Source organism: Sphingomonas sp., assembly GCF_031361285.1.
Taxonomy (GTDB): domain Bacteria; phylum Pseudomonadota; class Alphaproteobacteria; order Sphingomonadales; family Sphingomonadaceae; genus Sphingomicrobium.
On record NZ_JANMCO010000093.1, the window covers coordinates 1 to 3491 of the forward strand.

Below are 3491 nucleotides of genomic sequence, written 5' to 3' on the forward strand. Positions count from 1 at the left end.
GGTCCACCGTGCCCTGGTCAGTGCCTACCGGTTGGGAGAGGGCGGCTTGCCACAAGGCGAGGACGAGAAATTCGTGGCGATTGGCGAGGCCATATCCATGCTCGAGCGGCGCGCTATGGAAGCCGAACGCGATACCGTGGATCGCTATGTCGCCGCGTTCCTGTCCGACCGCGTCGGGCAGCTGGTCGAATGCCGCATCACCGGCGTGCAGCCGTTTGGCTTCTTCGCCACCGTCACCGACCTAGGCGGCGATGGGTTGGTGCTGGCACAGACGCTCGGCCAGGAATATTTCCGTTACGACGAGAAGGCCCGCCAACTGGTCGGCGAGCATAGCGGCGAGACCTACCGGGTCGGGCAGAAACTGACGTTGCGGCTGGCCGAGGCCAATCCGGTGTCGGGATCGCTCAGGTTCGAACTGCCCGAGGGATCGTATGGCGGCGGATCGCGGAGCCATTCGGACCGTGCGCGGCCAGGTCCGCGCCGCGGGCGCCCGGCGAATATTCGGCACCAGGGCAAGCGCAGGTAAGGAGAAGCATCATGGACCGCTATGAGATCGCGATCGTCGTCGGCAGCCTGCGCGAGGGAAGCATCAACCGCAAGGTCGCGCTGTCGCTGTGCGCGATGGCCCACGAGCGATTGAACTGCGACATCGTCGGAATCAACGACCTGCCGCTTTACAACCAGGATTCCGACGCCAGTCCGCCCGAGCAATTTGAGCGGTTCCGCAAGGAGATCGCGGCCGCCGACGGCGTACTGTTCGTGACACCCGAATATAATCGCGGAGTACCCGGCGTGCTCAAGAACGCGGTCGACGTCGGTTCACGGCCCTACGGCAAAAGCGTCTGGAACCAGAAGCCGGCGGCGATCGTCAGCGCTTCGCCGGGCAGTATCGGCGGGTTCGGCGCCAACCACCAATTGCGTCAGGCCGCGGTGTTCCTCAACATGCCGGTGATGCAGCACCCCGAGGCCTATCTCGGCCACGTCAACGACGACAGCTTCGATGCCGGCGGCAAGCTCAAGGACGGGCCGTTGAAGGACCTCGTGATGAGCCTGTCGAACGCGTTCGCCGACTGGGTGCATTTGATCCACGAATCGCGGCGGCTGCTCGCGCCAAAGTAGCTCAGGTCACTTTCGCGCGGGCGTGGAAGCGCGGTTCATCCCATGCCCGGGTGGCGAGGATGTCGGCGAGGGTGTCGGCGGCGCGCCAGGCATCCTCGAAGCGGTTGTAGAGCGGCGCGAAGCCGAAGCGGATCAGGTCGGGCGCACGGAAATCGCCGGTCACGCCGCGCTCGATCAGTGCCTGCATCACCGCATAACCGTGGCGGTGGGTGAAGCTGATTTGGCTGCCGCGTTGCGTGGGATCGCGCGGGCTGGCGAGCGTCACCTCCGGACCGCAGCGCGCTTCGACTTCGCCGATGAACAGGTCGAGGAGTGCCTGCCCCTTGGCTTCGACATCGGCCATCGACAGCCCGGCAAAGGTGTCGAGCCCGGCCTCGAGCGCGGTGAGCGCGAGGATCGAGGGCGTGCCGGTGAGGAAGGCAGCAATGCCGAGTGCCGGGCGGTAGTCCGATTCAAACGCGAACGGTTCGGCGTGGCCCATCCAGCCCTGGATCGGCGAGCGCAATTCGTCTTGTAAGAGCTTGGCGACAAACAGGAAAGCGGGAGCGCCCGGGCCACCATTCAAATATTTATAGCCGCAGCCGACGGCGAGGTCGCAGCCGTCGCGGTTGAGGTCGAGCGCGACCGCGCCGGCGCTGTGCGACAAGTCCCACAGTGCGAGCGCGCCCTGGGCGTGGGCGGCGGCATTGACCGCGGCCATGTCGTGCCGCGCGCCGCTGCGATAATCGACGTGGGTTAGCATGACGACGGCGGTCTGGTCATCGACGGCGCCGGCGATCTCGCCCGCCGCAACGCTTTTGAGTTCGACGTGGGGAAGCATCTCGACCAGGCCCTGCGCGACGTAGAGGTCGGTCGGGAAGTTGCGGTCTTCGGTGAGGATCGTCGTGCGGCCGGGGCGCGCCCGGACGGCGGCCGCGAGCAGCTTGAATAGGCAGACCGTGGTCGAGTCGGCGATTAGCAACTCTTCGGGCTTGGCACCGAGCAGGGGCGCGAGCTTGGCCGCGATCCGTGCCGGGGCGTCGATCCAGCCGTGCCTGTTCCAACTGGTAATGAGGTCGCCGCCCCATTGTTGTTCGGCGACTTCACGCAGGCGATCGATGGTCGCGGTCGGCAATGGGCCGAGAGAATTGCCGTCGAGATAGACGCCGTCAGGCAGCACGAAGCGGTCCCGGGCGGAGCGAAGGGGGTCGGCGGCGTCGAGCGCCCGGGCGTCTTCGAGACTTACCGTCATTGCGAGCGCAGCGCGGCAATCCAGTTTCTTTGTTCGGACTGGATTGCCGCGGCGCTGCGCGCCTCGCAACGACAAAGGGGGTCGAGGGTCACAGCTTGGGCAGGGTTACGCCGCGCTGGCCCATATATTTGCCGGCGCGGTCGGCGTAGCTGACCTCGCACGGCTCCTCGCCCTTGAGGAACAGGAACTGGCAGGCGCCTTCATTGGCGTAGACCTTGGCCGGGAGCGGCGTGGTGTTGGAGAATTCCAGTGTCACATGGCCTTCCCAGCCGGGCTCGAGCGGGGTGACGTTGACGATGATCCCACACCGCGCATAGGTCGACTTGCCGAGGCAGATGACGAGCACGTCGCGCGGCACCCGGAAATATTCGACCGTGCGGGCCAGCGCGAAACTGTTGGGCGGTATGATGCAGACATTGGTCTTGCGGTCGACGAAGCTGTTGGAGTCGAAGTTCTTGGGGTCGACGATCGCCGAATCGACATTGGTGAAGATCTTAAAATCGTCGGCGACCCGCGCGTCATAGCCGTAGGACGACAGGCCGTAGCTGATGCAGCCGTCGGCCCGCTGCGCCTCGACGAATGGCTCGATCATCGCGTGCTTCTGCGCCTGTTCGCGAATCCAGCGGTCGGATTGGATGGTCATGGTGGGTGCGTAACGGGCGCGCCGCCGCCCTTCAATGAGCCAGAAAGAACCCATTTCTTTTCTGTGGATGGTTTGATCGGGCTGGGTTCCCGCTTTCGCGGGAATGACGAAAGTAATTCACAGGCTTCCCACAGGCAGCCAGTAGACTTCGCGCTAGAGTGCCGGAGTCGCTTGGCGTAGAGTGCGGCCATGGCAGAAATTCTTCGAATCGCAGATCCGGCAACGACTGCCGGAGCACCCGCCCTCCCCCAGAACGTCGAAGCGGAGGCGGCGCTGCTGGGCGCGCTGATGATCGACAACCGGCTGGTCGAGGACATCCAGACGCGCCTCCAGCCACACCATTTCTTCGAGCCGCTCCACGGCCGCATCTATGAGTCGATCCTGCGGCTCACCGACCGCAACATGATCGCCAACCCGGTTACCCTGCGGCCGCTGTTCGAGGCCGACGAAGGGATCAAGGAGGTCGGCGGGCCGGCCTATCTGGCGCAATTGACCGGA

At 65.0% G+C, this 3491-nt stretch carries 5 protein-coding genes; 3 read left to right on the forward strand and 2 right to left on the reverse strand.

Translation table 11 applies throughout. The annotated features are described in order from the left end of the window. Together RMO25_RS08910 and RMO25_RS08915 are read left to right on the forward strand one after the other, a co-directional pair. On the forward strand, nucleotides 1-526 hold a 526-nt coding region (locus RMO25_RS08910; protein ID WP_309662253.1), incomplete at its 5' end, for a S1 RNA-binding domain-containing protein. Between the two features lie 11 nt (nucleotides 527-537). Next, nucleotides 538-1119 carry an NAD(P)H-dependent oxidoreductase gene (locus tag RMO25_RS08915; protein ID WP_309662254.1) on the forward strand — a complete coding sequence of 194 codons (582 nt, stop codon included), beginning with the start codon at nucleotides 538-540 and terminating at the stop codon, nucleotides 1117-1119. 1 nt (nucleotide 1120) lies between these two features. On the opposite strand, the gene kynU is transcribed toward RMO25_RS08915, so the two are convergent. Both kynU and dcd read right to left on the reverse strand, forming a co-directional pair. Next, a complete protein-coding gene (kynU, locus tag RMO25_RS08920) occupies nucleotides 1121-2350 on the reverse strand; it encodes a kynureninase (protein WP_309662255.1) in 1230 nt (409 codons plus the stop codon). 88 nt (nucleotides 2351-2438) lie between these two features. Next, on the reverse strand, nucleotides 2439-2993 hold the full coding sequence (dcd, locus tag RMO25_RS08925) for a dCTP deaminase (RefSeq protein WP_309662256.1): 555 nt from the start codon (nucleotides 2991-2993) through the stop codon (nucleotides 2439-2441). Between the two features lie 189 nt (nucleotides 2994-3182). Here dcd and RMO25_RS08930 point away from each other — a divergent pair. Then, nucleotides 3183-3491 (forward strand): DnaB-like helicase N-terminal domain-containing protein (locus RMO25_RS08930; RefSeq protein WP_309662257.1); only part of this gene is annotated, 309 nt, incomplete at its 3' end.